Here is a 26,413-nt window from a genome sequence, read left to right as displayed (position 1 = left end):
ACACATCCTCAGCAGCAAATGGAAAAATGGCACTTAATTAGCCCAAACTTCCTCATATTAAGGAATTCAGCGAAAAGAGATGACGTTTATCCAACTAATTGCCTCTAACCATGAAAATTGGCTAAATTAAGATGCGTTTTTCCATCTAAACAAGTAGCATTAAAGAAATAAGAAAATTCAAGTCAGGTATAAGGATAAGAATGGGGGATTTTGGATTGGAATTCTTTTAGACTCACGATCTGGTTTCCGGGATTAAATTCGATTAAGGAGACCCCGTCAAAAGCATCGGTCACTGCATCATACTCACACTTAAAGTACCATTCCACCACAGTCATATGGCCCTGATGGATGAATTGCTTGATCGTCCAGTTCAATACCGTACCACGCGTATTCCAGTCCTCGAACCACAACAACAGGGTGTCAAATCCCCGATACTGAGGGCCGTAGCTTTCGGTATACACAATGTTGGGATCGAAGATGGTACTTAATATAGAGTTGTCCTTGTTAATCCATGAATCGAAATATTGTCTGATCTGCTGCTCGCGTTCAATCATTAGATGCCTCCTCCACAATATGCCGGAACAGAATCCGGTACTCGTACGGCTCAAGCGCCACGTTCATCATCCCGCGTTCTGGAACGACCGCCTCACCCGTAAGTGCATCCAGCCAGTCACTGGTCTCCATCGGGTGGCTGAGCGTGCGGGGCTGCGGCGAATTGTTCATCCAGACCGTGAAGTGGATCAGCTCATCGGCGCGCTCATAGACGATGCACGGGTCGTGCTCGCAGGACTGAAGAATCCGGAAGCGGCCTTCGCGGAGGACTTTATGCTCCTTGCGCAAACTAATCATCATCCGGTAAAAGTCATACAGCTCGCGGTCCTGCTTGCCCTGATCCCATTCCATACATTTGCGGCAATCCGGGTCCTCGTTGCCGGTCAGGCCAATCTCATCGCCGTAATAGATGCAGGGAGTGCCCATGAAGGTGAACAGGAAGACGACCGTCAGCTTCAGCTTCCGTTTATCTTCACCAAGCACGGTGAGCAGGCGGGGGGTGTCGTGACTGCCGAGCAGATTGAAGACCACCTCGTTCGTCTGCTGCGGATAACGCATGAGCAGGCCGCCGATCCGGTGACCGAAGGTGATGCCGTCCATCCCGCCATTGAAGAATTCCAGCACCGTCCCCGAGAAGGGATAGTTCATCACCGAATCGAACTGGTCGCCGAGCAGCCAGGTTAAGGAGTCGCTCCACACCTCGCCGACGATGTAAGCATCCGGGTTCGCGGCTTTGACCACCTTGCGGAAATCGCGCCAGAAGTGATGGTCCACCTCGTTGGCCACATCCAGCCGCCAGCCGTCCACCTTGATCTCCTTAATCCAGTATTCGGCTACCTCCAGCAGGTAAGATTTTACTTCATGATTGGCAGTGTTGAACTTCGGCATATTGCCGTAGAAGCCGAACGTGTCATAGGTGGGAATGCCGTCCACAATCTCAGCCGGAAAAGAGTTCACATGAAACCAATCCCGGTAGACCGAGTACTCCCCCTTGGCCAGAACATCCTGGAAGGGCGGGAACTGATCGCTGCAATGGTTGAATACGGCGTCAAGCATGACGCGCAGGCCCCGTCTGTGGCATTCCTCGACGACCTGCTTCAGCAGCTCATTATCGCCGAAATGCGGGTCGACTCTCCGGTAATCCACGATGTCATATTTATGATTGGAAGAGGAGACGAACAGCGGGGTGAAGTAGAGGGCATTGACGCCCAGCTCCTGCAGATCATCCAGATGATCCAGCACGCCCTGAAGGTCGCCGCCGAAGAAATTATTCAGCTCGGGCTTACCGCCCCAGGGCTGCGTGCCTTCCGGATTAATCAGGGGATTGCCATTCGCGAACCGCTCGGTCATGATCTGGTAGAACACCGCATCCTTTGCCCAGGGAGGAACCCGGAACAAGTCGATCCCGTGGATATAGGGGAATTCGTAGAAGTGATTTGGAGCGGGCGGGCATTCGGAGCGGATACCATTATCGAGCAGATAGACCGTCTCCATACCTTTACTCACGCGAAAAGTATAGCTAAGCCGCTTATACTTGGGCCGGACCGCCGCTTCCCAGTAGTCGAATTTGTCATCGGAGGCGGCCTTCTCCATGATGATGTCATAAGAAGTATGCTGCCAATCGTACTTGTCGCCGGTAAGGGCGACTACATAGTCCACATCATCACGTTTGGTGCGCACACGCAGATGAATCGTTTCAGTATCATAGGCATAAGCCCATTTGTCACGGGGAACATGGTACATCGCTTCAAGCAGCATAGTAGCACCTCCTGTAAGTTGGGTGGAAACTGTAATGATTCATGAGGCAATTGGAGATAATCTATAGTAGGTAGTATTATATACCACCTTCATAGGATGTGCATTTTTTTGTCGCCGTAACAGGTTTTTGTCACAAAATTGTCTTTGCATATTCATGCGAAGTGATTTATAATAAATCGGTCAATGAGACGGAACAGTAGAGAGAACATAAATAGAATAGGGGAGACGGGACAAATGAACAAATGGGGTAAACTTTCTATGGGACTGCTGCTGGCAGCAGGACTGCTAGCCGGATGCGGCTCCAATAACGATAAGAACAATACCGCAGCAAGCGGGAATGGCGGTGCTGCAAGCACAGAAGCGCCGGCTAAGAAGCTGATTATGGGCACAAGCGCAGACTTTCCTCCATATGAATTCCACAAGATGGTTGAAGGCAATGATACGATTGTTGGTTTCGATATCGAGATTGCCAAGGAGATCGCCGCTGATCTGGGCCAGGAGCTGGAGATTAAGGATCTTCCGTTCGACTCTTTGCTGAATGAGCTGGCAAGCGGCCGGATCGATATGGTCATTTCGGGACTTAGCCCCACGCCGGAACGCGCTGAAGCCGTAGGCCTTTCGGACATCTACTATAAGGCAGAGCAGGCTGTCGTAGTGCGTGAAGCCGATAAGGACAAATTCGCTACCATGGACGCACTGAAGGGCGCCAAGATCGGAATTCAGACCGGTTCCATTCAGGAGGGTATCGCTAAGGGCATCGAAGGCGCACAGCTGACCTCCCTCAGCAAAATCTCCGAAATCGTCCTGCAGCTGCAGTCGAACCGGGTGGATGCTTCCATCATGGAAGGACCTGTGGCCAAGTCCTTTGTGAAGAACGTCAAGGGCCTCGTGATCACCGATGCCAAGCCGGAGGTTGAAGATGACGGTTATGTCATCGGCGTGAAGAAGGGCAACACCGAGCTGCTCGATCAAGTGAATAAGACACTCGGACGCCTGAACTCCGAAGGCAAGATTGATGAATTCGTAGCGGCAGCAAGCGAGCTTGCTGAGAGCAAATAACACGCGAACCGCATATACGGTTAGCAGAGATCAAGGATAGGCCCGCAGCTGGCTGCGGGATCATGCTCTATCATGCAGAAAATGGCGGTGATCCGCCGTTTTCTATTTTTTTGAGAAAAGGAGGGTTTGAGGGCAATGAATCTATTCGATATGGCTTATGAGTACCGCAATTTATTCTTATCCGGTCTGCAGTACACACTGCTGCTTGCAGTACTGGGGGTATTCTTCGGTTTCGTACTCGGCATCCTGGTGTCGCTCCTGCGGATGTCCAAATGGAGAATTCTGCGCTTTATCGCCACCGCATGGGTCGAATTCTTACGCGGGACGCCGATGCTGGTGCAGCTGTTTCTGATTCACTACGGGTTAACGGAGCTTGGACTTGAGTTTACGCCGATCCAGTCCGGTGCGATTACATTAACCATCAACAGTTCTGCTTATCTGGCGGAGATTTTCCGCGCCGGGATTCAAGGGGTGGACCGCGGTCAGGTTGAAGCGGCACGTTCACTCGGAATGAAGCAGGGGATGACGCTGCGCTATATCGTGCTGCCACAGGCGATTAAGAATGTGCTGCCGGCCATCGGCAATGAATTTATTACCATCATCAAAGAATCTTCAATCGTGTCTATGATCGGGGTTGCAGACCTGTTCTTTCAGGCGAAGACCATCACAACGATTACGTATGAGGGCCTAACACCCTATGTTATTATTGCCATCATGTATTTCGTACTGACATTCATACTATCCAAGCTGCTGGGTATATTGGAACGGAGGCTGAACACGGATGATCGAGGTTAAGAACCTGCGGAAGAGCTTTGGGAAGCTGGAGATCCTGAAGGGCATTGATCTGAATATTCACAAGGGCGAGGTCGTTGTCGTCATCGGCCCCAGCGGATCGGGCAAAAGCACCTTTCTGCGCTGTCTGAACCTGCTGGAGCAGCCTACGGGCGGCGAGATCAGCTTCGAGGGTCAATCCATTACCGCGAAGCGCCATGACATCAACGTGACCCGCGAGAAAATGGGCATGGTGTTCCAGCAGTTCAACCTGTTCCCGCACAAATCCGTGCTGCAGAACATTATGCTCGCCCCGCTCAAGGTGAAGAAGCAGCAGGCTGCAGAGGCAGAGAAGTTTGCGATGGAGCTGCTGCGTACGGTAGGCCTTGAGGACAAGCGCGATGCTTATCCGGCCCAGCTCTCCGGCGGACAGAAGCAGCGGATCGCAATCGCCCGGGCGCTGGCTATGCAGCCGCATGTTATGCTGTTCGACGAGCCAACCTCGGCGCTGGACCCGGAGATGGTCGGTGAAGTGCTGGAGGTTATGAAGCAACTGGCAGTGAACGGCATGACTATGGTGATTGTAACGCACGAAATGGGCTTCGCCCGTGAAGTGGGGGACCGTATCCTGTTCATGGACGGCGGAGTGGTTGTGGAGCAAGGGACACCGGCAGAGGTGTTCGGTCATCCCAAGCATGCCCGCACGCGTGATTTTCTCAGCAAGGTATTATAGAAAGCCGGCTAATAACCCCACCGCATGGGGTTATTTTATTTTGGCGTAGTGTACAATGTTTGATATAGTATACAAATGATCAATCTACTTGAAAAGGAGTACATACAGATGAGAGATGATCTTTGCCGGATCGGCATTATTGATATTGGTTCCAACTCCATACGACTTGTAATTTATGACACGACACAGGCAGGCGGCTACAAAATCATCAAGGAATGTAAGTACTCTGCCCGTTTGAGCGAGAAGATTACGAAGGAAGGCCGGCTGGAGAAGAAGGATATGAATACAATCATACCTGTTCTTCAGCAGTTCAAGGAGATTTGCGATGATTTTGAAGTAGAGAGAATCCGTGCAGGCGCCACCGCCGCCATCCGTAATGCAGCTAACTCTGCGGAGATCATCAGCTATCTGTCCGAGGCTTCGTCCATTCCGATTGAAGTGGTCAGCGGATATCAGGAAGCATATTTCGGCTTCCTTGGGGTGATCAATGCTTTTGACGTCCAGGACGGCTTCGTGATTGATATCGGCGGAGGGAGTACCGAGGTTACCTTATTTCGAGGACGGCGTTATCAGCAGAGTATCTCGTTCCCGTTCGGTGCGGTCAACACGAATCAGATGTTCAGCCAGGGCGGCAACTGGAATGCGGAGCAGATCCGCAAGCTGCAATTATACGTAACCGGCAGGCTGGTGGAGCATGACTGGCTATCGACGGGCACCGGACTTCCGCTATACGGGCTGGGAGGAACACTTCGCTCACTGGCGAAGCTCGATCAGCGGAACCGCGATTATTCGCTGCCTAATTCCCATGGCTATGTTCTGGAGAACGAGACGATCGAACGGTTCATGGAGGTTCTGCCTGTTACCCCCTTTGAGAAGCGTAAGGACCTGGACGGGCTGTCCAAAAGCCGGGCGGATATCATCGTGTCCGGGCTGATTATTTTCCATACCGTCTATCATTACATTGGTGCCAGCCAGGCGCTGATCAGCGGGGAAGGCCTGCGTGAGGGCATGCTGCATGATCTGCTGGAGCCCGAGCAGCCGGTGCGTGACAGCGCGCTGGAATACAGCCTGGATACGATTATCCGCTTCGATATCCGTACCTCTAAGCGGCATCTCGACCATATCAACAAGCTGGCGCTGAGCCTGCTGGGGGCCTTTGAGCGGGAAGGGGACCGGGAGGAGCAGGAGATGCTGGTCTATGTGGCGATTATGCTGCACCGGACAGGCTCCAACATTAACTATTATCAATCTAAGCGGCACACCCACTACTGGCTCATGAATTCACCCATCCGCGGACTGACGCACCGCCAGCTGATTCTTAGCGCGTACATCGCTTCTTACAGCACAAAAAGCCGGAAGCAGAAATTATCCCTGATGCATAAGGACATTTTGCTGCCTTCCGACGAGGAATGGATTCATAAGCTGGGTACATTAGTGCAGTTAAGCATCGCGCTGGACAGCACCGAGATCGGCATTGTCAGCGGGCTGAAGTCCCGTCTGCATAATCATACGCTGGATCTGGAGCTTCAGGGCGGACAGGTGCTAATTGGCCTGGAGGACATTGAGAATGCGCTCAAAACCTTCAGGAATGCTTGGTCGGTGAAGGTAAAGCTCGGCTTCCCTTCCAGCGGGTAACATCCATAGCGGCGAACTGGCTCCGGAGCGGGGCCTTTTTGTCGTCGATCCGTTCATAATATCCGTTTGGCTGAAGGAAGCTGGATTTGATATTGTCCATCAGCGACAGCTCCAGAATTTTGACAATCTGATCGCGGATACCGCTATCCTTGACCGGACACATCAGCTCGATCCGCCGGGTCAGGTTACGCGTCATCCAGTCGGCACTGGACAGGTAGACCTCGGGATCGCCGCCGTTCTCGAAATAATAGATACGTGAGTGCTCCAGGAAGCGGTCCACTATGCTGCGTACCGTAATGCGCTCACTGAGGCCTTCAATTCCCGGACGCAGGCAGCAGACTCCCCGGACGATCAGGTCGATGGACACTCCCGCCTGGGCTGCGCTGTACAGATAATCAATAACCTCCTGGTTCGACAGGGAGTTCATCTTGGCGATAATCCGTGCAGGCCGGCCTGCGGCAGCATGTTCTGCCTCACGCAGAATCAGCTTCTGGAGCGACAGGCTCATGTTAGTCGGTGCTACGATGAAGGAGTTCCAATTGTAGTTGGCAGAGTAGCCTGTCATCTGATTGAACAGCTCGGACGCATCCAGGCCAATCTCGTGATTGGCGGTGAACAGGCTAAGGTCGGTATAGGCCTTGGCCGTGCTGTCATTGTAATTGCCTGTTCCCACATGAACATAGCGGCGCAGCTCCGAGCCTTCCTGGCGGACGATCAGCGTTACCTTGGCATGGGTCTTGAGGCCGACGAGACCGTAGACCACGTGGCAGCCGGACTGCTCCAGCTTACGCGCCCAGGCGATGTTGCGTTCCTCATCGAAGCGGGCCTTCAGCTCCACGACCACCGTAACCTGCTTGCCGGACTCGGCTGCATTGGCGAGCGCAGTAATCAGCGGAGAATTGCCGCTGACCCGGTACAGCGTCATTTTGATCGCCATCACCTGCTCATCCTCGGAGGCCTGGATAATGAAATCCGTCATCGCATCGAAGGATTCATATGGATGATAGACCAGCACATCACGCTGGCTCAGCACCTCGAAGAAATCTTCATTCTCATCGAATTCCGCCGGATACATCGGCTCAACAGGCGGATAGAGCAGATAGCTGAAGCCCTTCAGACTGCTGGTGAAGCTGCGCAAGAAGCCGAGATCAAGCGGGCCTTCGATTTCGAAGACGAAGTCCTCCAGCTCGAATTCAGCCTGCAGCTGCTCCAGCGCATACGGATGGATGCCTTTCTGGACTTCCAGACGGGCAGGCACACCGCGGCGGCGTTTGCGGAGCTCTTTCTCAATCTCCTCCAGCAGGTCTTCTGCGCCTTCTTCATCTATCGTCAGGTCAGAGTTGCGGGTCAGGCGGAATTCACTGACGGCTACCGGATCATAACCGCTGAACAAGGTCTGAATATGATGGCGGATCACATCTTCAATGAATACGAATTGCCGTTTCTTGCTGTTCGCGCGGTGCGGCAAGGGAATGCAGCGCGGCAGATTGGACGGAATCTGCAGAATGGCGAAGTAAGGCTCTTCCTCCTGGCTGTTCTTGCGTGTCAGTACGACAGCCAGATAGATGAACTGGCTGTGGACCAGCGGGAACGGACGGCTCTGGTCGACTGCCATCGGAGTCAGCACAGGGAAAATAATATCACGGTAGTATTCCTCAATCGACTGCTCCTGTGCCGGTGTTAAGTCTTCATAATCAACGAACACAATGCCTTCTTTATGCAGGCTGCGTGAAATATCCTTGAAGGTGCGATACTGGTCTGCGACGATTTTGGTGACCCGTTTGCTGAGGCGTTTATAGAGGCCGGAGGGCGTGTAGCCGGTGAAATCTTTTTTGGTATATCCCGCCCGGATCTGATCCTGGATGCCCGCTACCCGGACACTGATGAACTCATCCAGATTACTGGACACGATGGCCAGGAATTTAGCCCGCTCAATCAGCGGGTTCTCCGGGTCTTGTGCCTCGCCGAGCACCCGGCGGTTGAACTCGATCCAGCTGAGGTCACGGTTAAGATAGGCTGTTGCAGGACTGATGGTGTTGATTTTTTTCTCATCTGTATTCACGTTCATGGACCCTCCAAGGTTGCTTCAATGTCTAGTTAAGATATCGTATTCTTTCATTCTACTATTTGCTTGAGTGAGAAATGTTAAAACTGTGTAAAATTTTTGCGAATATTCAGGAAACATGGCATATTTATACCGGGTCCCTTAATAATGATTAAGAATATGTAATATTTACATTCTTGATAACGCTTTATTTAGGATAATTATTTCCAATTGCCACAAAAACATAGCCAATGGTTACAAAGTTGTGATATATTCATTACTGTTAGTTTACAAACCTGGCGTCACCATTGAAGGAGGCAATTCATGAAACTCAAGATCAGAGCCATCACCGCCCTGGCGGCCGTACTGGGACTCGGCACCTTGCTTCACGCAGCTCCCGTTCAAGCCGACAGCGTACATATCGCTGGAGATACTACTACCTATTATACTCTATCCAATCATTATGGCATAAGCGTTGATGAGCTTATGAATGCGAACCCGCAGATTTCAGCGCTAAATATCTATCCCGGGCTGAAATTCACCATTCCGGGTGATGTTCAAGCCAAGACTGTGGCAGTAGCCAATACTGCAGCAGCTTCAGTAGAAGCTGTGGACGCAGCAGAAGTTCAAGCCCTGAGTGTGCAGCCGGCAACCAACACAGTTCAAGCCTGGGGCAAAGAATTTAATTATGCCAAAGTGCTGCAGGTCAAAGCTTCCGCCTATTCCTCGGCAGCCAGCGAGAATGGCAAGTGGGGAGCGGTCGATTATTTCGGCAATGCGCTGAAGCTCGGAACCATCGCCGTTGACCCGAGCGTGATTCCGCTGGGAACGAAGGTGCTCGTGACCGGGTATACCCATCCGGGCCTTCCGAAGCAAGCCTTCGTAGCGACAGCGACGGATATGGGGAGTGCGATCAAGGGCAACCGGATCGATATCTTTATTCCGGGCAGCCAGAGCTTTGTAGCCGATTTCGGTTATCAGTATGTACATTTATATATTATTGAATAAACCGATAATGAATCTTTGCACCATAGTAAGCGCAATACGTAATCATGAAAAGGAAACAAAACCAGGCAGCTTCCGCCGGTTTTGTTTCCTTTTTTAAATTATAAGAATTTATATGTTACACACGATAACTTATCCTTATATTTCTCGCTGAAACGATACCTTCCTTAAAAAGGACGGCAAAGCCGTTTCCGCTTGTTAGGACTCTAATGATCAAGCGGTTATTTGCTCTTGCTGACCTGGAGCATCTGGGGAACGGTCACGAAGCTGTATCCCCGCTGCCGCAGAATGCCGATGATCTCTGGCAGCGCCTGCAGCGTCCCTTGGAGGTTACTGCCTCTGCCGCCGCCCCCGTGCTGAAGGATAATAGCCCCTCTGCCGGCCCGGGAGAGGATATTGTGCTTGACCTGATTTTTGGACAGTCCTCTCCAGTCGAGCGAGTCAACGTTCCAGTTCACCAGCTTATAGCCATGTGACTTCGCCCACTTCACCTGCGGCTCGTTGATATCGCCATACGGCGGGCGAATCAGCTTCGGCTTGTATCCGGCCAGCAGCTGCAGAATATTCTCCGTGCGGATAATCTGGATGCGGAAGGCATTCATACTCAGCTTGCTGAACTGGGGGTGATTATAGGAGTGGTTGCCGATGGCATGGCCTTCGCGGATCATCCGTGCTACCAAGGCAGGGTGCTTCTCCGCACGGCTGCCGACCACGAAGAAGGTGGCTTTGACTTTATATTTACGCAGCACATCCAGGAGCTGCGGGGTGAAGCGCGGATCAGGCACATCATCGAAGGTAAGAGCGATCATTTTACGGCGGGGACCCTGGGTCTTGAGGGTCTCCGGGTATTTGCGCAGCAATTGGCTGAGGGAGAGGCCCTTGCTCTTTTTATGGCGGCTTACTGAAGATTGGGAGGCTGACGATCCGGCCGGCACCGCCGTTTCGTCTTCAATAGAAGCTCGGGGCCGGGAAGATGGCAGGATCTCTTGTGCCGGCACTGGCGCAGGACTATCTGCCGCTGCTGCTGCAGAGACAGATACTAGCTCAGCAGCAGGTGCAGACAGGGCCAAGGCAATGACAGATATAAACAGCACAATGCGGCGGAATATTGTCAGTTTCATCAGGACGATGCCTCCTCCAACCACGGGTCCGGTTAGTTTAGAATATAAGGGTTGTTATTTCCAAGCAGCCGTGAATTTATGCCGATGCCGTACCATCTGCAGAGTATTCAAAGATTTATCACTTTCCCAAATCGTTGTATACTGAGATGGATCATAGATACGGGAAGGATGAGACAAGCATGGCTGATTTGTTTACACCTTATGAACTTAAGGCTTTAACCCTGAAGAACCGCGTGGTTATGCCGCCGATGTGCCAGTATGCGGTTGAGAAGCAGGACGGTGTTCCCACAGACTGGCATCATGTGCATTATGTCAGTCGTGCTGTCGGCGGGACAGGCTTTATTATTGTAGAGATGAGTGGAGTTCACCCCGATGGACGGATCACCAATCAGGACACCGGGATCTGGGACGATGGACAGATTCCGGCGTACAAGCGGTTAACGGAGGCCGTTCATGCCTTTGGAGCGAAGATAGCGATTCAGCTCGGTCATGCCGGTCGCAAAGCTGTCGATGCCGCCCCGCCGGTTGCTCCTTCAGCGATTCCGTTCGACGGCAACTATGCTATGCCCAAGGAGCTTAGCCGTGAAGAGATTGCGGAGCTGATTATCGCCTTCCGGGAAGCGGCGCGGCGCGCGGTTGAAGCGGGATTCGATACTGTCGAGCTGCATGGAGCCCATGGATACCTCATCCACCAGTTCCATTCCCCGCTCTCCAACGTCCGGGATGATGAGTATGGCCAAGACCCCATCTTGTTCGGGGAACAGGTGGTAGAGGCAGTGCGTGAGGTACTGCCGGCTGAGATGCCGCTAATCATGCGGGTGTCCGCCAAGGAATATGTGGAGGGCGGTTATGATGAAGCTTATGCGCTGGAATTCTGCCGCCGCTATAAGGATGCAGGCGTAGACCTGTTCCATGTATCCTCGGGCGGGGAGGGGCCGATAGGCTCGAATGGCGGCCCTAATGCAGGATCAGCTTATCAGGTGGAGCTTGCCGAGTACATACGCAGTGGATTACAGGTCCCCGTTATCGCTGTAGGACGCCTGGAGTCCTATGAGGAAGCGCAGGCTGTGATAACGGAAGCGAAGGCAGAGCTTGTAGCTGTAGGCAGAGGCCTGCTCAGTGACCCGTACTGGACGCTTCATGCTGCTGAGGCGCTGGGCGGAATTGATTCGTCCGATCTGCCCGCACCCTATGTGCGCGGAATCTGGAACAAGAAATAGAGGGCATCATTTGTGAATAATGTCACAGATTTTAAGTTCCTTCTAAGGCATGGTTAATAAGATTAAATTTGAAGGAGCTTGATAACGTGGCGACGGTGATTAGTAATGAGCGGCTGGCTGAAGGAGTATACCACCTGGTAGTTGAAGGGGGGAACAGCGGGGAGATGGGTCAGTTCTACATGCTGCGGGCATGGGGAGCCTATCCGCTGCTGTCAAGACCCCTTAGCATACATCAGGTGAATGATAACGGTGTTGAATTCTTGTATCACATAGTAGGCGAGGGTACTGAGATCCTTGCCGGATTGAATCCGGGCGATCCGGTGGAGCTGGAGGGGCCGTTCGGTACAGGCTTCCCGCAGGTAGAAGGTAAGGTTGCGTTAGTGGGCGGGGGGATCGGAATTGCTCCGCTGTATTATTGTGCGCAGAAGCTTCCGCGAAGCGATATCTATCTCGGCTTCAGCCGTGAGCCATTCCGTACTGAAGCCTTCCGTCCTCTGGCTGCTGAGCTGACCGTCGATGTAGGCGGACTGATCCTGGACAGCGTGGATTTCTCGGCGTATGACAATATCTTCGTCTGCGGCCCGCATCCGATGCTGAAGGCTGCACAGCTCAAGGGCATAGCCCTAGATACCGCAGGTAAGCGCCCAGACGTCTATCTGTCCCTGGAGAACAGGATGGCCTGCGGCATCGGCGCTTGTCTGGTCTGCAGCGTCTCCTGCAAGGACGGGCAGCGCAAAGCCTGTGCAGACGGTCCTGTCTTCCTGGCTGAGGAGGTATTATTCCATGATTAATACAACTGCAACGATTGCCGGTGTATCCTTCAAGAACCCGATTGTGATGGCTTCCGGCACCTTCGGTTTCGGCCGTGAATATGGCCGGTTATATGATGTTTCACTGCTTGGCGGAATCTCCGGCAAAGGGCTTACGCTTCATGCCAAAGCCGGTAATCCCGGAATCCGCGTCTATGAGACCCCTTCCGGGATGCTGAACAGCGTAGGACTTGAGAATCCTGGTGTAGAAGCTTTTCTGGCCAAGGAACTTCCGTATTGGGAGACACTGGATACCGCACGTATCGTGAACCTTGGCGGCAACACGCTGGCGGATTACGTACTGGGTGCTGAACTGATTCAGCGTGATGCGGATGCCCGTCTTCTGGCCGGAAAGCCGGCCGTGGATATGATTGAGCTGAATATCTCCTGCCCGAACGTGAAGGAGGGCGGGATTGCTTTTGGCATCAAAACTCCGGCAGCCCAGGAAGTGGTTCGTGCGGTACGGGCGGCTACAAGCCTGCCGCTGGCCGTGAAGCTGTCGCCGAATGCCGAGGATATCGCAGAGATGGCAGTGATGTGCGAAGCAGAGGGCGCGGACGCCGTCTCTCTGATCAACACGATCTCCGGGATGAAGATTGATGTCCGCCGCCGCCGCAGTGTGTTCAATAACCTCTATGCGGGACTGTCCGGACCGGCGATTAAGCCGGTGGCTCTGCGTATGGTGCATCAGGTATCCCGCAGGGTAACCATTCCGGTAATCGGTATGGGCGGCATCACTTCGGCTACGGATATTATTGAATTTATTATGGCTGGGGCCACTATAATACAGGTTGGAACCTACAACTTCATGAATTTGCGGGCGGGCAGTACGCTTGTAGAAGAATTGCAGCAGTTTATGGAGGAAGAGAATATTTCCTCACTGGATGAGATCCGTGGTATTGTATAGGCAGCAAGCCGGTATACAATGATCTTTTTGCCGCAGAATGAGAGATCTCTACAGCCTATGGTTAATATAAAGGGAGGGGAGTTCAGCTTGCCAATGAATCCGGTGCATCCTGATGATATTGTGTTATCCGAGACCGAGGTGGGCCGTGATCTGCTGATGCTGATTACCGGGGGTGTGCGCCATATCGGTGCCGCAAGTACAGCGTACATGGACGGAGACCTCGTGCGGGTGATGACCTCTGCCGTTCCCCATCATAAGGAGCATACGATCAGTGAAGCCATTGCGCTTAAGGCTGCTGCCGCATTGAACCGGACAGTCACGGTTGTGATGGGCATTCACTATGACGATCTGAGCAAAGAGGGCATCCTGGAGGTCGTAAATATTGTGAATGATAAGGTGGAGCAATATTTAGTGCAGAAGACCGGAACAAATTTTTGAAACGATCCTCTTCTCTCTGCGTAAAAGATACCATTGAACCACTAACTTTACTTTTGGAGGAATGAACCATGTCTATATTTAAAAGATTGCGTGATCTGACCATGTCCAATGTGAATGCGATTATTGATAAAGCAGAAGATCCGGTTAAAATGACCGACCAGTACATTCGTGACATGACGGAGGATCTGGAGGATGCCGAGAAAGCGGTAGCTGCCCAGATCGCTATTGAGAAGAAATTCAAACAATTGTACGAAGAGCAGGAAGCGCTGGTGAACAAGCGTAATCAGCAAGCTCATGCAGCCGCTCAAGCCGGTAACGCCGATCTGGCCCGCCGTGCTCTTGAAGAGAAGAAATCGGCTGAAGCCAAGCTTGTAGAGTACAAGGCCAGCTTCGACCAGAACAAGGCTTCCGCCGACAATCTGCGCGGCAAGCTCGACGAAATGCGCAAACAGCTTACCCAGATGAAGAACAAGCGGGAGACACTCGTTGCCCGTTACAACGCTGCGAAGGCGCAGACCGAAATCAACAAAGCGATGAGCGGCTTCAGCTCCGACTCTGCTTCTGCCGGACTCAAACGGATGGAAGACAAGATGCTGCAGGCCGAAGCACAGGCAGAAGCCAGCAACGAGATGAGCTCGGGCAACAAATCGCTGGATGATGAGTTCGAGAAGCTAGGCAAAGACCAGGCGGTTGAAGATGAGCTGGCTGCGCTGATGAAGCAATACGAGAAACAATAACATATTGGCATAAGCCGGACTTCAGGCAATTGTCCACAGGCGAAGGGGAGACAGAACCAGCGGTTTCTCCTTCGCTTTATGTTTGTCTTACCGGTTAGGAAATATGAACAAGCGGGGGCTGGAGTAATGGATTTCGATACCCTGGTGTCCATGGTAGTATGGACGGTCAGCGGCGCAGTGCTGCTGTGTGTGCTGATGCTCGTGGATTCGTTGTTTACCCGTTATAATGATATGGAAGAGCTGAAGGCGGGGAATATGGCCGTGACTACCCGGCTGGTGTTGAAGCTGCTGTCACAAGGCTATATTTTATCGGCATCCATTGCTGCGGCGAACCGGCTCGGGACCGCCCTTATAGTCTCTATAGTATCTTTTGTCCTGTTATTCGTGCTGGAGAAGACGGTAGAGCAGCTCCTGAGCCGGTGGGGGAATCTTGAACTGGATCATGGCACCCAGCTTGGCAAGGTCGGCTACGGCCTGATGGCAGGCTCGCTGCATGTGACCGGAGCATTGATTATTGCGGCCTTTATTCGCGGATAAGAAAGATTAGCGTACCAATCTGTAGGAGGATGATGGCTTTGGGTCTTTGGAAAAGAATCGGCAATCTGTTCTCGAAGCCGGAGGCGCCTAAAGCGCCCGCAAGCATGCTGACTCTGTCTCCCGGAGATATCTGTGAGGTCTCCCTGGTCACCTATGAAGTGACGGGCCGGACGAAGACGAGCGGCCGTAATGCAGTTGTACTGACACTGCGCGACGGGAGCCGGATCGCCTATCTGTATATAGAAGAGCGGGAAGAGCTGCAATACAGATTGTATCACCCGATAGACGGGCGTCTGGACAGTCCTTCCGAGGTCCCGGCTACCCTGGAGCTGGATGACCGGACCTTCTACCTGGAGGAAGAATATGAAGGGTATGCCGCCGTTACCGGGCAGACGCCTTATATGAACGGCGGGGAGCAGCATGTCTGGCAATACCAGTCGGATGATTCGCGGCTGCTGCGCGTGGAATGGCAGAATGGACGGTTCATGCTGTATGAGGGTGAAAGTGTCCTTTCGGCTGACGTAAGAGTGATCCGCGCATCTTAAGCTTGAACTGGAGCAGGGCAGGGCTGCTGGCAGCAGACAATTGAATAGAATCGGGATTGAATAAGGGGTGCATGCGCTTGTTACAGGGCCAGTGCATCCCTTTTGCCATGTCTTCATGTTAGAATAGGGCGTAATTGGCTTAATGAGCAGCAAACCACCGGATGGAACAGAAGGAGTGAATTCAACAGTGATTAACCGAGAGAACCATAACAAGGACTATAGCAGGGAGAATAACAAGGAATTTAACAACGAATACAGTAATGATAAATTTCAGCGCGCAGCGCTTCAAGTTACAGTGGCGCAAGGCAGGCTTAAGCCTTATGCTGCGCTGCTTGCGCTGGAAGGTGTACCCCTGGATCGCAGCAGCGGGCGGTATCTGGGTGAATCTATTGCTGCACCGCATCCTTTTCCGGCATTTGACCGCTCCAGCATGGACGGCTTCGCCGTGATTGCGGCAGATACTTTAGCGGCAGGGGACCCTGACACGGTCTGGCTTGAAGTCGTTGATGTCATTCCCTGCGGCGCAGTAGCCTCCAGAGAGATTACGGCTGGCACTGCTGCGCGCATTATGACTGGCGCTCAGATTCCAGGCGGCGCAGACACCGTGATTATGATGGAAGCTACGGAGAGCCGGATGGAGGGCGGAGTCACTTATGTCGGTATCCGTAAGCCGCAAGAGCGGGGGTTGCATATTACCCCTTGCGGTTTGGAGCTTAGAACAGGTGATCCAGTGCTTCCTGAAGGGACTCTAATCGGCGCTGGCGAAATTGCTGTTCTGGCAGCGCTCGGGGTGGCGGAGGTTCCTGTCCGCCGCAGACCCAAGGTGGCTGTCTTCGCTACCGGAACTGAACTGCTGGAGGTGGACGAGCCGTTAGTCCCGGGCAAAATCCGCAACAGCAACTCTCCCATGTTGGAGGCGCTAATCCGGGAAGCGGGCGGTGAGCCCGTGATGCTGGGTGCGATCATCGATGATCTGGAGCTGGCCCGCAGTAAGGTGCAGATGGCACTGGAGAGCTACGATCTGGTGATTACTACAGGCGGCGTATCTGTCGGGGATTATGATATTATGGGGGATTTGGTCCGTGAGCAAAGTGGAGAGATGCTGTTCAATAAAATAGCCATGCGCCCCGGCAGCGTCACTACGGCAGCCGTTCGCGGCGGGAGCATCCTGCTCGCCTTATCCGGCAATCCGGGCGCCTGCTTCGTAGGATTCCAGCTGTTTGCCCGTCCGGTCATCGGACTGATGCAGGGGGCAGCACATCCGTATCTGCCGGAATGGACAGTAGTGCTGGGTGAAGATTATAAGAGAACCAACAGCTTCACCCGTTATGTCCGTGCCCGTCTGGAGATCCGCGAAGCAGTGCTCTATGCTTATCCAGCCGCTGTAGACGAGTCATCCGTCACGGTTACGATCAAAGACAGCGACTGCCTGATCGTCATCCCGCCGGACAGCGGACAATTATATGCCGGGGACAAGGTAACTGTGCTGAAGCTGCCGGGTGAGATCTGGGGGTGAGTTTTGACTAAATGAATTGGGGAGCATCAGAACTTAAGAGGTGAGTTCATTTAGAAGTGAGATGAGGCGATGGATGGACGGATGAATGACTGAATGAATGACTGGAAGAGGTTCGCTTGAGGCGAGCTTTCAGGGATAGATGTATTCTGTACAATTAAAAACGGTAAAAGCAAGGAGTTCCTTGACTAATTGTAGTCTGTACAACTAAATTTGCCCGTATGGGCGAGAATCGAGCAAAGAACTAACCAACTAAATCTTTATTATTTAATTTCATCATATGAAAAATTCATAATAGTTATTATGGATAAAGGTAACTAATTGTATTTTCTGCAACAGAAAACGCATAGTTGACCGTGAAATGAAATTCTATTGTACTTCATACATTAGAATGGTGTGTTTTGGATGAAAAAGGGCCTTTGTTCAACATTCGATTGTACGGAATACAATAGATTCTATTTTGAAGCCGTTATTACCGCATTCTATTGTACTAAGTACAGTTGCTATCTTTCCAGCGCCCACAGCATCCGACTAACTGCTGCTTTGAACTCAAAAGTATTTAAAAATTCAACACATGAAAAATTCACAATAGTAAGTTCAAAACACTAACCAGCACCCAACAAGCAGAATCACCCAATCGCGCGACAGCATCCAATGCCGTAACCGCAAAACCCGGTCACAAAGGTAACAAACAGAACCCTCCAGTATTCTATTAGGGGACAGTCCCTAGACAGAAACGGGAGGGCTTTTAGGATTCATAAGGGGACAATAAGGTCTAGCCTATGTGTTAAAGTCGACTACAATGATTACTGGGCCGTTAAAATCAGCGGTCCATCTGCGGTGATGGCAATGGTGTGCTCATACTGCGCGGATAGTTTGCCGTCAGCCGTTCTCGCGGTCCATTCATCATCGTCTATGGAGATCTGGTATGTGCCTTCGTTAATCATGGGCTCAATCGTAAACACCATGCCTTCTTTGAGGCGGATGCCTTTGCCTGCGGTGCCGATATGCACGTAGCTCGGCTCCTCATGCAGGCTTCGTCCGATGCCATGCGCCAGCAGATCACGCACAACCGAATAACCGTGTGCTTCGGCATGCTGCTGGATAGCCGATGTGATGTCACCCAGCCGTCCTCCCGGAACAGCCCGGGCGATGCCCAGGTCGAGGCATTCCTTCGTAACCTGCATTAATCTCTGCGCCTCCGGCCCGATCTCACCCACAGCGTAGCTCATGCATGAATCTCCGAACCAACCTCCGTATTGCGCCACAATGTCCAGCTTCAGCAAGTCACCTTCCTTCACGACCCGCTTGCTGGATGGAATCCCGTGAGCAACCACATCATTAATAGATATGCAGGTCTCGGCAGGGAAACCGTTGTAGCCTTTGGTAAACTGCTTGCCGCCGAGCTTGGTGATATGTTTGGCCACAAAATCATTAATTTCAAGCGTGGTGATACCGGGTACGATCCGTTTGGACACCTCACGGTAGCAGTCGGCAACAATTTGGCTGGCTTGCTTCATCTCTTCAATTTCTCTGGGGGATTTAAGAATAATCATGTTGTGTGTATCCGCTCCTTAATCTTTCAATAGTTTCAATATTTTATAGTTTAAGAATTCTGACGATCTCCGTTGCATCTTCATTAAGCTGCCCTCTGCGGAGGGACAATGCAGCACAGCCGACCAGAGCGGCTAACAGCATCTCCGTGTGCTGCAATTCATGCTGTGCATCGACAGTTGCTCGCTCATGAGACACTAAGACCTCCGTAAGTCCGGTGCCAAGCAACGTGGACAACGGGGTCAGCACCTCCCGGCGGAACTCGGCAATGAGCGGGGAAGAGCGGGCTTCAGGCAGAGTAGGGAATCCCTCACCCGCCTGCTTACACAACAGATAGATAGCGTGATCTTCCGCCCATAGCTGCAATAGCCGCACCCCGGCGGCAGAACTGTCAAGCGGTATCTTTAACGGCAGCTCCGGCTCTGCCATATGCAGGGACTTCAGCCATTCCCCGGCCCGGTCGAGCGCATCCCATAACAAGTCGTGAAGCAAATCGCCCTTGTTGCTGTAATAATGATAGACCGTACCATAACCGAGACCGGCCTCCACAGCCACATCCCGGATTTCTAATAGAGGCCCTTTATTCAAAAATACGTCCGCTGCTGCCTTGCGGATCTGCACCAGCCGCCGCAGCCGGATATCTTCGTTCTGTTCCTTCGTGCGGGGAGTCATCTTATCCGTTCACCTCGTTTATTTTAGACCTGCTGTCATGTCAATATAAAACATCAGCAGGCAAATGGCAAGGGGAAAACGTTGAATAAATATGCTGAACATCACAAAAAAACCGGATAGAACATCATCCGGTTTATTCATCTCAAGCCCAGTGCTCTGGATGCCTTAAGGATTCTGGCAGCTTGGTGGACGGGCTGCCTTGCGCAGCTTGCAGCTGTGCCTGAGTCAGGAAGAGGCTGCCCCGCAGATCGGCTCCGCTTAGATTCGTGTCGCGGAAGTCCGCGCCAATCAGATCGGCGAACCGCAGGTCAGCGCCGCTGAGATCCGCAGCGATCAGATATGCGCCGCGTAAGCTGAGGCAACGGAGGTCGGCCCCGCGCAGCTTGGCCCCAATCAGATCGGCCCCGCGTCCATAGTTCTTCTGGCGCTTCGGAGCCGGGGCAAGCTGCTTGCGGGCAGCGGTGCGCGCTAGCTCGCTGGCACGCAGCAGCAGCTCGTTGACTTCAGCGCGGTGCACAGGCACTTCGAGCTGAAGCAGCTTTTCCGGACTGAGCAGGGTGAGAGCCTGTGTCTGATCCAACATTTTGATAAGTGAATCATGCAGGGTCTCGGTCCCGCGCAGCGCCAGTGCCTCGTGCAGATACCATAGCAACTCATGCAGCTGGCGCATAACAGGAAGAACCTCGAACATCTGTCCAGCAGTCTCGGGAGCCTGACGCCAGTCGCGTCCGCCATAGGTTAGATTGGAGATTTTCTGCCCGGCCCCAAAGCAGTCATATACCGTACATCCCCGGAAGCCGCGTTTTCTCAGCTCAGTATGAATGCCGCAGAGGAAGTCCTCCCGCAGATTGGGACAGGGCTGTCCGGCAGGCTTGTCTATGGCGAAGTCTGAGGAAGCAGAGAAATGAAGTGCTGCGCAGCATAGTCCGAAGCAGTTCAGACAATCCGATTGCAGCTCCGGCAGTCCGGGGTTCGTAGTATGGGATTCAGAAAATGAATGATTGTCTAACAAATGTATTCCTCCAAAAAATGAATAGGATTAACATAGCGGTTCATGCAGATTACTGCGGCGGTTCATTGTCCATACGGCGTTCAATCGCCTCAGACATCGTTTTATCCGTGAGATGGGCATAGATCTCGGTAGTCTCTGTAGAAGCATGGCCCAGTTGTTCCTTTGTCCGGTAGATGTCATTCTGCAGGTAATAATCGGTGGCAAAAGAGTGCCGCAGCTTATGCACCGTCAGATAAGGCTTGCCGAACCGTTTGGCGTATTTGATGATCATCTCCTGGATCGCCCGTTTGGTCATCCGTTTGCCTTCTTTGCTGCCGTTGGGCAGGGCAATGAAGAGGGCTTTTTCCCGTTTCGGCGTTTTATACCTATTCTGGCGGAGGCTTAGATACAAGCTGAGATCATCCTTCGACTGTTCCCGGAAATAGACCGGGGTCTTGAAGGTCTCGTCGTTATGACCCTTGCGGAATACATAGAGCAGCTTATTAGTGACATCTATATCATCCACGCTCAGATTAACCACCTCGGAGACGCGCAGGCCGGAATTCAGGATCAGACTGGCAATACAGGCATCCCGTTCACGGTTAAGCTGCCAAGAATAATAAGCCTGCTTATTGGCTTCCACATCTGTGCCATATCCTTCATAGATGTAGCCTACGAACTCCAGCAGCTCCTCGTCCTCCAGAATTTTACCTTTGAGCTTGGCGGCGGTATCCTTCGGTTTGTGAATGCGCTTGATCTCAACCTTGGCCATAATATTACGCTTCAGCAGCGGGTAAAAGTTCTCATCCTCAGCAATCTGGCTTAAGTAATGGAACAGGGAGCGCAGCGCAGACAGCTTACGGGATACGGTCACCCGCGAATTGGCATTCTCAGCCCGGGTGGTCAAGTGCAGACGGTAGCCGACAATGCTGTCCATATGCAGGGTCTCCAGCTCAAGGAGTGTGATGTCAGCATTGCTGGCCGCAACAGACAGACCTTCACCCCGCAGCCAGCCGAAAAAGGATTCATAGTCACGGATATACTCCAGCAGCGTGGAGGGGGACAAATCCGGCCGTTTATAGTCGATAAACTGCTGGACAAACCAGGGCATTTGCGGCAGCCGCTGATCCAGGTTTGCCCGGTCGGCCGCTTTTTGAATACTGATGTGCTTCACCTTCTTTATAGTTTCCCCAAGGGGGAGGGCTGTCCTTCTATCTTACCATGTTTCTGGCAAACCTTGCTCCTGATGAGACAAAGTTATATGATGGGTAGTAAACGAAAACGGCAGAGGTGAACCTTAATGGAACTTGGAATCGAGCTGGTTCCTAAAGAGCAGAAGCAGATGATAAGCAGATTGATGCAGTTCTATTTGTATGACTTTACCCGCTACCTGGAGCTGCAGGTGGACCGTGAAGGATTGTTCCCGTCCTATCCGGGACTTGAGGCTTACTGGAGCAGCGGTAAAAATAAATTCGTCTACCTGTTCACCGTAGACGGCAATGTCGCAGGCTTTGCCCTGATCGACCGTCTGCTGCGCGACCCGGAGGGCGAGTTCTATATGACGGAGTTTTTTGTGATGCAGCGCTACCGTCGCAGTGGTGTAGGAACCTGGGCGGCACACCGGCTGTTCGACATGTTCCCGGGCAGCTGGAAGGTGTCGCAGATTCGTGCCAACATCCCTGCGCGGGATTTCTGGCACCGGGTCATCGGAGCTTATACCGGCGGTGATTTCCAGGAGCGGTTCAACTCCCGCCAAGGCAATCCCAGCCAATATTTCAGCACATTAAATACTAATAGAGTTAAGAAATAAATTCGCCTATTCCTGGAAGGATTTAGCGCAACTTTGGATCGTATCCGGCGTCTGGTAACTGAGGTGATTAAATTGTCCAAGCGAATGAGCTTATGGGGAGCGGGCTGTATAGCGGCTGCAATAGCAATCAGTACAGGCTGCAGTAATACTGCGGATCAGGGATCTTCGGTTGTTGAGCATACGGATCAGCCGTCAGCAACACCCTCAGCCGTTACGGCTACAATAGCTGCTCCTGCATCCGCGGTTCCGACTCCGTCTGCAACAGCCGCGCCTGCTGCTAAATCCGTGTCGCTGATTCCCGAAGAAGTACCGGAGTATTCAGGAAGCGGCAGTGGGTACGAGCTGGATGGCGTCAATGTCCAAGCAGATTACTCCGCAGACCAGACCTTACCGCTCGGGGTGTTTTTGCCGGAGACGATGATCCGTTTTGAACAGGATGGCAGAACGGCGTGGGGAACAGCGGACAAGCATAATTATATTACGTTAATTAAGCTAAGCTCAGCGAAGGATGTAACTGGCGGGAAGCATGAACCGGGCACAGACCGGGGACTGCTGAAGTTCAAGGAATATGAAGGAAGCAGGGTGGAGGGGGACCGGAGGGTTGAGGCATTTATTTTCACAGCCCACAAGGATTCTTTCCAGGCCGAGATCCATATTCAGGACGAGCAACGGGATAAGCTGCTTCCCCTCTTCACATCTATGCTGAGTGGTATGGAATACATGGAGAAGCAACCGCCGATTAAGCCGGGAGTGTTCTTCAAGGTCCCTGATGTAGGCTCCAGTCCGGGCAATAAGCAAGCGCTCCAGGAGACACTGGACTGTATTGCAGCCTGGGCAGCTAAGGACAAAGAAAAGTTCGCTGCCACGATGTATTCACCGCTGCTTAAAGACAACTTACAGTCCTTCTTACTGGACAATAAGAATGTCTACCGCTTCAATAAACTGACCCTAGTCGGAATTCCTATCGAGGGAACTAAGCGGGCAGGCTTCTATGTTGAGTTTACTCAGATGACCTCTGAGGGCTATATTACTGAGAGCACTTACGAGATTTCATTGCTGCCGAATAAGCAGGGGGAGTGGAAGATCGCTAATATTGATTAGGCAGAGCGCCTGCCGAAGCTCGAAAGCTTGAGACACCTATGGGGTTTCAGGCTTTTTTGCTGTATAAATAATCACAACCTTCCCAGGTCCTGACGTCTATAATCTATGTTGAACGGTGTTCAAAAACATTACAGTGTTCAATCAAGCGAACCAGCAGCACCTTAACAGAAGGAGTCTAACGATCATGAGCAAAGCAGAGAGACAAGAGCAGGAGCGCGAAGCGATGCGTAATCTGATTCTCACTACGGCTGGCGAGCTGCTGGCAGAGAAGGGGATCAGGCAGCTGTCGATCCGCAAAATCGCTGAACGGATGGAGTATTCGGCAGGCATTATTTATCACTATTTTCAGGGAAAAGAAGACATTGTGGAACAGCTTCTTCAGCGGGGCTACCGGGAGCTAATGGGCGGACTGATTGCCGGATCGGAAGCTTCACCAGATGAAAACTCTCCAGAAGAGTGCTTAAGACGCTCGCTGAGACAGTTCATTAAGGTCACAACCGCAGAAGGCTCACAGTACCGGAGTATGATGCTGAATGATTCGCCGTCCGTGCTTAGCCACACCGGGGTTTTGCATCAGGGAGCAGCCCTGGAAAGCAGCGGGATCGCCATGCTCTGTGATACGCTCCGTCAATTCAGCGGGATGGCCTCCTGTAAGCAGAGGGAGCTTGAACTCACCGCCCAAATCATCTGGAGCGCAGCTTTTGGACTGATAATGAGGCTGATGGTAGAGGGGAATCTGCCTGAGGTGCAGAAGGAGGCTCTGATTAACCGGCACATAGAAGCCATGGTGCGTATTGCACAAGGATAGGAGGACTAAGATGAGACATAGACGAACCATTACCTTTTTAACGTGGATGGTGATAGTGCTTGGGATTGTTGCGTCAGGAATCGGGCTATTTTCAGGTGAAGAATCTGAGAATGAGGGGAGCCATCCCATCTTCACCTCCATCCGGGGAGAACAGATTGAATTGTACGGAAGCGGCATCTACAAGGAAGATTCTTTGTCCGCAGCAGCCCAGGCGATCGCCCAAGATGGCATTACGCTAGCGGTGGGAATTCCTCTGCTGTTCGTATCTCTGCTCATGAGTCTCAGAGGAACGATCCGGGGGCGGCTGCTGCTGGCCGGAGCGCTCGGATACTTCACCTATACCTATGCTTCATACTGTTTTCTGGCCATGTATAATGATCTGTTTTTGGTCTACGTCATGCTCTTCTCGGCAAGCTTATTTGCATTTATTATGGTCTTTCGCTCGTTGGAACGGGACGGGGTAGTGATGAAGCCCAAGCTTCCGGCGGTAAGCATTGGCTTCATCCTGCTGCTGATTGCTTTCCTGATTATCATGCTTTGGCTGGGACGGATTGCCGGCGGCTGGCGGCAGGGTACCTCACCTGAGGGGCTGGAGCATTATACCACGCTGGTGATTCAGGCACTGGATTTAGCTGTATTGCTTCCGGTCATGGTGCTAACAGGGGTATTGCTCGTCCGTAGGCAGTCTTACGGTTACCTTCTGGCTCCTGTTGTCCTGGTAAAAGCGGCAACCCTGCTAACCTCTATCTCCTCCATGATGATTGGGATGCTGAGGGCAGGAGTTCATGTCTCCATGGTAGAGTTGATCCTGTTTCCAATCTTCAATCTGGCAGTCATCTGGTGTCTCATTCTTGTACTTCGCAACGCGCAGGAACCCGCACCACCTGCAATCCCATTACCTATAGAATAGAGGCGGACTTCATGAGCAATCGGATCTTGATCGTGTATGCAAGCAAATACGGATGTACTGAAAAAGCCGCTTTACTGCTGCAAGCCAGGCTGGACGGGGCTGAGGTGGTGAATCTGAGATCTGGCAAGTTGCCCGATCTGACTGGCTACGACACAGTAATTTTAGGCGGCTCGATCTACTATGGAAGAATCCGTAAGGAGATGGCTGCATTTACAGCCCAGCACAAGCAAGAGCTTTTAACCAAACGGCTGGGATTGTACATCTGTGCAGGAATGACAGGGGAGAAGGGGGAGCAGGAGCTTAAGCAGGCATATCCCGGGATCATCTACAACAAGGCGCTTGCCAGAGAGATCATGGGCGATGAGATCTACCCGGACCGGATATCTGCGCTGGATAAGTGGGTTATACGTATGGTAAAAGGCAAGGAGCACAAGACAGGAGGCGGGCTGTCCATGGATAAGCTGGAACGCTTCGCGCATACGATGGCGGCAGGCGGGTAGGGTGGAGGAGAACGAAGGTTAGCGGCGATGTAATGAGGTGGAGCAGCAGTATTTTGAAGCGGAAATGTGTTAAATTGAAGGGTGAATTAGGTGACAAGAGTGATAGTAGGACATTGAGAAACATAACACAGATTATGTTAACTTATAGCCAATAACTATAGCGTATCAAAAAGAAAACTCTCAAAAAGAAACACACCAACGCTGCACACCTTAATTACTATATTTCATCATATGAAAAATTCATAATAGTAAAAGCAAAAATACAAGCTCCCCTTCATTACTACGCCTAAACCCAAACCTACATCTAACCTTAGTAACTAACTAAAGGAAAAAGAGAGCTGAACCCCTGCCAAAACAGATCATCGCTGTCAACCCATACGGGCGGGTTACGCATCTGGACTTGTCGTTGATCAGCCAGTACAGGGCTGCGGAGCGGAGCTAGTTGAAGGAAACACGTGGAAAAATGTATCTTTTTTCACCTGTATCAAGGTGGATCTCCTGAAGCAATTGGAAAAACAGCATCTACTGAAGGCGATGTTGCGTATTTGCCGGGAATGCGCCCGAAGAAGTGCCATTTTTCCAATTGTTATCTCAAAAGGGATGATTCGTTCATCAGCAAATGTAGAAAATCCAACTACTTCCGTTCCCCAAACTTCGCTTAGTACCGGGCGGCCCGATACGTG

Annotated in this window: 26 protein-coding genes; 18 read left to right on the top strand and 8 right to left on the bottom strand. The window is 52.0% G+C overall.

Going from position 1 to position 26,413, the window contains the following annotated elements:
* Positions 1-182: 182 nt before the first annotated feature.
* Positions 183-554 (bottom strand): nuclear transport factor 2 family protein, encoded by a 372-nt coding sequence (locus C162_RS15675; RefSeq protein WP_051493553.1) that lies wholly within the window; start codon positions 552-554, stop codon positions 183-185.
* Positions 547-2,310, bottom strand: a complete 1,764-nt coding sequence (locus C162_RS15670; protein ID WP_036695428.1) for an alpha-glycosidase — start codon at positions 2,308-2,310, stop codon at positions 547-549. The genes C162_RS15675 and C162_RS15670 overlap by 8 nt, the downstream gene beginning before the upstream one ends.
* Before the next feature lie 234 nt (positions 2,311-2,544).
* On the opposite strand from C162_RS15670, the gene C162_RS15665 reads away from it, so the two are divergent.
* The 4 genes from C162_RS15665 to C162_RS15650 all read left to right on the top strand — a co-directional run bounded on the left by C162_RS15665 (position 2,545) and on the right by C162_RS15650 (position 6,508).
* Positions 2,545-3,369 (top strand): transporter substrate-binding domain-containing protein, encoded by an 825-nt coding sequence (locus tag C162_RS15665; RefSeq protein ID WP_036695427.1) that lies wholly within the window; start codon positions 2,545-2,547, stop codon positions 3,367-3,369.
* A 135-nt stretch (positions 3,370-3,504) separates the two neighbouring features.
* Positions 3,505-4,164, top strand: coding sequence for an amino acid ABC transporter permease (locus C162_RS15660; RefSeq protein ID WP_036695426.1), 660 nt, complete (start codon positions 3,505-3,507; stop codon positions 4,162-4,164).
* Positions 4,151-4,873 carry an amino acid ABC transporter ATP-binding protein gene (locus tag C162_RS15655; protein ID WP_036695425.1) on the top strand — a complete coding sequence of 241 codons (723 nt, stop codon included), beginning with the start codon at positions 4,151-4,153 and terminating at the stop codon, positions 4,871-4,873. Before C162_RS15660 ends, C162_RS15655 begins: the two co-directional genes overlap by 14 nt.
* Positions 4,874-4,981: 108 nt before the next feature.
* Entirely contained in the window at positions 4,982-6,508 is a 1,527-nt protein-coding gene (locus tag C162_RS15650; RefSeq protein ID WP_036695424.1) for a Ppx/GppA phosphatase family protein, read from the top strand.
* Here C162_RS15650 and ppk1 read toward each other — a convergent pair.
* Positions 6,456-8,576, bottom strand: coding sequence for a polyphosphate kinase 1 (gene ppk1, locus C162_RS15645; RefSeq protein ID WP_036695423.1), 2,121 nt, complete (start codon positions 8,574-8,576; stop codon positions 6,456-6,458). The genes C162_RS15650 and ppk1 overlap by 53 nt on opposite strands.
* Positions 8,577-8,876: 300 nt before the next feature.
* Between ppk1 and C162_RS15640 the strand changes: the two genes are divergently transcribed.
* Positions 8,877-9,560 carry a 3D domain-containing protein gene (locus C162_RS15640; RefSeq protein ID WP_036695422.1) on the top strand — a complete coding sequence of 228 codons (684 nt, stop codon included), beginning with the start codon at positions 8,877-8,879 and terminating at the stop codon, positions 9,558-9,560.
* Positions 9,561-9,778: 218 nt separating this feature from the next.
* Here the strand turns inward: C162_RS15640 and C162_RS15635 are convergent, their stop codons facing one another.
* On the bottom strand, positions 9,779-10,678 hold the full coding sequence (locus C162_RS15635; protein ID WP_036695421.1) for a polysaccharide deacetylase family protein: 900 nt from the start codon (positions 10,676-10,678) through the stop codon (positions 9,779-9,781).
* A gap of 179 nt (positions 10,679-10,857) precedes the next feature.
* Between C162_RS15635 and C162_RS15630 the strand changes: the two genes are divergently transcribed.
* The 8 genes from C162_RS15630 (at position 10,858) to C162_RS15595 (ending at position 17,387) form a co-directional block, all read left to right on the top strand.
* Positions 10,858-11,898 carry an NADH:flavin oxidoreductase/NADH oxidase gene (locus C162_RS15630; RefSeq protein WP_036695420.1) on the top strand — a complete coding sequence of 347 codons (1,041 nt, stop codon included), beginning with the start codon at positions 10,858-10,860 and terminating at the stop codon, positions 11,896-11,898.
* 86 nt (positions 11,899-11,984) lie between these two features.
* Positions 11,985-12,689, top strand: a complete 705-nt coding sequence (locus tag C162_RS15625) for a dihydroorotate dehydrogenase electron transfer subunit (RefSeq protein ID WP_036695419.1) — start codon at positions 11,985-11,987, stop codon at positions 12,687-12,689.
* Positions 12,682-13,614 carry a dihydroorotate dehydrogenase gene (locus tag C162_RS15620; RefSeq protein WP_036695418.1) on the top strand — a complete coding sequence of 311 codons (933 nt, stop codon included), beginning with the start codon at positions 12,682-12,684 and terminating at the stop codon, positions 13,612-13,614. Before C162_RS15625 ends, C162_RS15620 begins: the two co-directional genes overlap by 8 nt.
* A gap of 93 nt (positions 13,615-13,707) precedes the next feature.
* Positions 13,708-14,052: a prenylated flavin chaperone LpdD gene (locus C162_RS15615; RefSeq protein WP_036695417.1), complete on the top strand. Its 345-nt coding sequence runs from the start codon at positions 13,708-13,710 to the stop codon at positions 14,050-14,052.
* 68 nt (positions 14,053-14,120) lie between these two features.
* Positions 14,121-14,789, top strand: a complete 669-nt coding sequence (locus tag C162_RS15610; protein WP_036695416.1) for a PspA/IM30 family protein — start codon at positions 14,121-14,123, stop codon at positions 14,787-14,789.
* A gap of 126 nt (positions 14,790-14,915) precedes the next feature.
* Positions 14,916-15,326, top strand: coding sequence for a DUF350 domain-containing protein (locus tag C162_RS15605; protein ID WP_036695415.1), 411 nt, complete (start codon positions 14,916-14,918; stop codon positions 15,324-15,326).
* Between the two features lie 38 nt (positions 15,327-15,364).
* A complete protein-coding gene (locus C162_RS15600) occupies positions 15,365-15,871 on the top strand; it encodes a DUF4178 domain-containing protein (protein WP_036695414.1) in 507 nt (168 codons plus the stop codon).
* Positions 15,872-16,166: 295 nt separating this feature from the next.
* Positions 16,167-17,387, top strand: coding sequence for a molybdopterin molybdotransferase MoeA (locus tag C162_RS15595; protein ID WP_442792441.1), 1,221 nt, complete (start codon positions 16,167-16,169; stop codon positions 17,385-17,387).
* 803 nt (positions 17,388-18,190) lie between these two features.
* Here C162_RS15595 and map read toward each other — a convergent pair.
* The 4 genes from map to xerS all read right to left on the bottom strand — a co-directional run bounded on the left by map (position 18,191) and on the right by xerS (position 21,766).
* Positions 18,191-18,940 carry a type I methionyl aminopeptidase gene (map, locus tag C162_RS15590; protein WP_036695413.1) on the bottom strand — a complete coding sequence of 250 codons (750 nt, stop codon included), beginning with the start codon at positions 18,938-18,940 and terminating at the stop codon, positions 18,191-18,193.
* Positions 18,941-18,983: 43 nt separating this feature from the next.
* A complete protein-coding gene (locus tag C162_RS15585; RefSeq protein WP_036695412.1) occupies positions 18,984-19,610 on the bottom strand; it encodes a TetR/AcrR family transcriptional regulator in 627 nt (208 codons plus the stop codon).
* A gap of 142 nt (positions 19,611-19,752) precedes the next feature.
* Positions 19,753-20,622 (bottom strand): pentapeptide repeat-containing protein, encoded by an 870-nt coding sequence (locus tag C162_RS15580; RefSeq protein WP_036695411.1) that lies wholly within the window; start codon positions 20,620-20,622, stop codon positions 19,753-19,755.
* Between the two features lie 49 nt (positions 20,623-20,671).
* Positions 20,672-21,766: a tyrosine recombinase XerS gene (gene xerS, locus C162_RS15575; protein ID WP_036695504.1), complete on the bottom strand. Its 1,095-nt coding sequence runs from the start codon at positions 21,764-21,766 to the stop codon at positions 20,672-20,674.
* A gap of 135 nt (positions 21,767-21,901) precedes the next feature.
* Between xerS and C162_RS15570 the strand changes: the two genes are divergently transcribed.
* The 5 genes from C162_RS15570 to C162_RS15550 all read left to right on the top strand — a co-directional run bounded on the left by C162_RS15570 (position 21,902) and on the right by C162_RS15550 (position 25,730).
* Positions 21,902-22,411 (top strand): GNAT family N-acetyltransferase, encoded by a 510-nt coding sequence (locus C162_RS15570; protein WP_036695410.1) that lies wholly within the window; start codon positions 21,902-21,904, stop codon positions 22,409-22,411.
* A gap of 33 nt (positions 22,412-22,444) precedes the next feature.
* Entirely contained in the window at positions 22,445-23,512 is a 1,068-nt protein-coding gene (locus C162_RS15565; RefSeq protein ID WP_036695409.1) for a hypothetical protein, read from the top strand.
* 184 nt (positions 23,513-23,696) lie between these two features.
* Entirely contained in the window at positions 23,697-24,320 is a 624-nt protein-coding gene (locus C162_RS15560; protein WP_051493550.1) for a TetR/AcrR family transcriptional regulator, read from the top strand.
* Between the two features lie 10 nt (positions 24,321-24,330).
* Positions 24,331-25,230 (top strand): hypothetical protein, encoded by a 900-nt coding sequence (locus C162_RS15555; RefSeq protein WP_051493549.1) that lies wholly within the window; start codon positions 24,331-24,333, stop codon positions 25,228-25,230.
* A gap of 11 nt (positions 25,231-25,241) precedes the next feature.
* Positions 25,242-25,730: a flavodoxin domain-containing protein gene (locus C162_RS15550; RefSeq protein ID WP_036695408.1), complete on the top strand. Its 489-nt coding sequence runs from the start codon at positions 25,242-25,244 to the stop codon at positions 25,728-25,730.
* The last annotated feature ends 683 nt before the right edge of the window (positions 25,731-26,413 follow it).

This window comes from Paenibacillus sp. FSL R7-269 (genome assembly GCF_000517865.1).
Classification (GTDB): domain Bacteria; phylum Bacillota; class Bacilli; order Paenibacillales; family Paenibacillaceae; genus Paenibacillus_AQ.
This window is presented reverse-complemented; position numbering and strand designations above follow the sequence as displayed.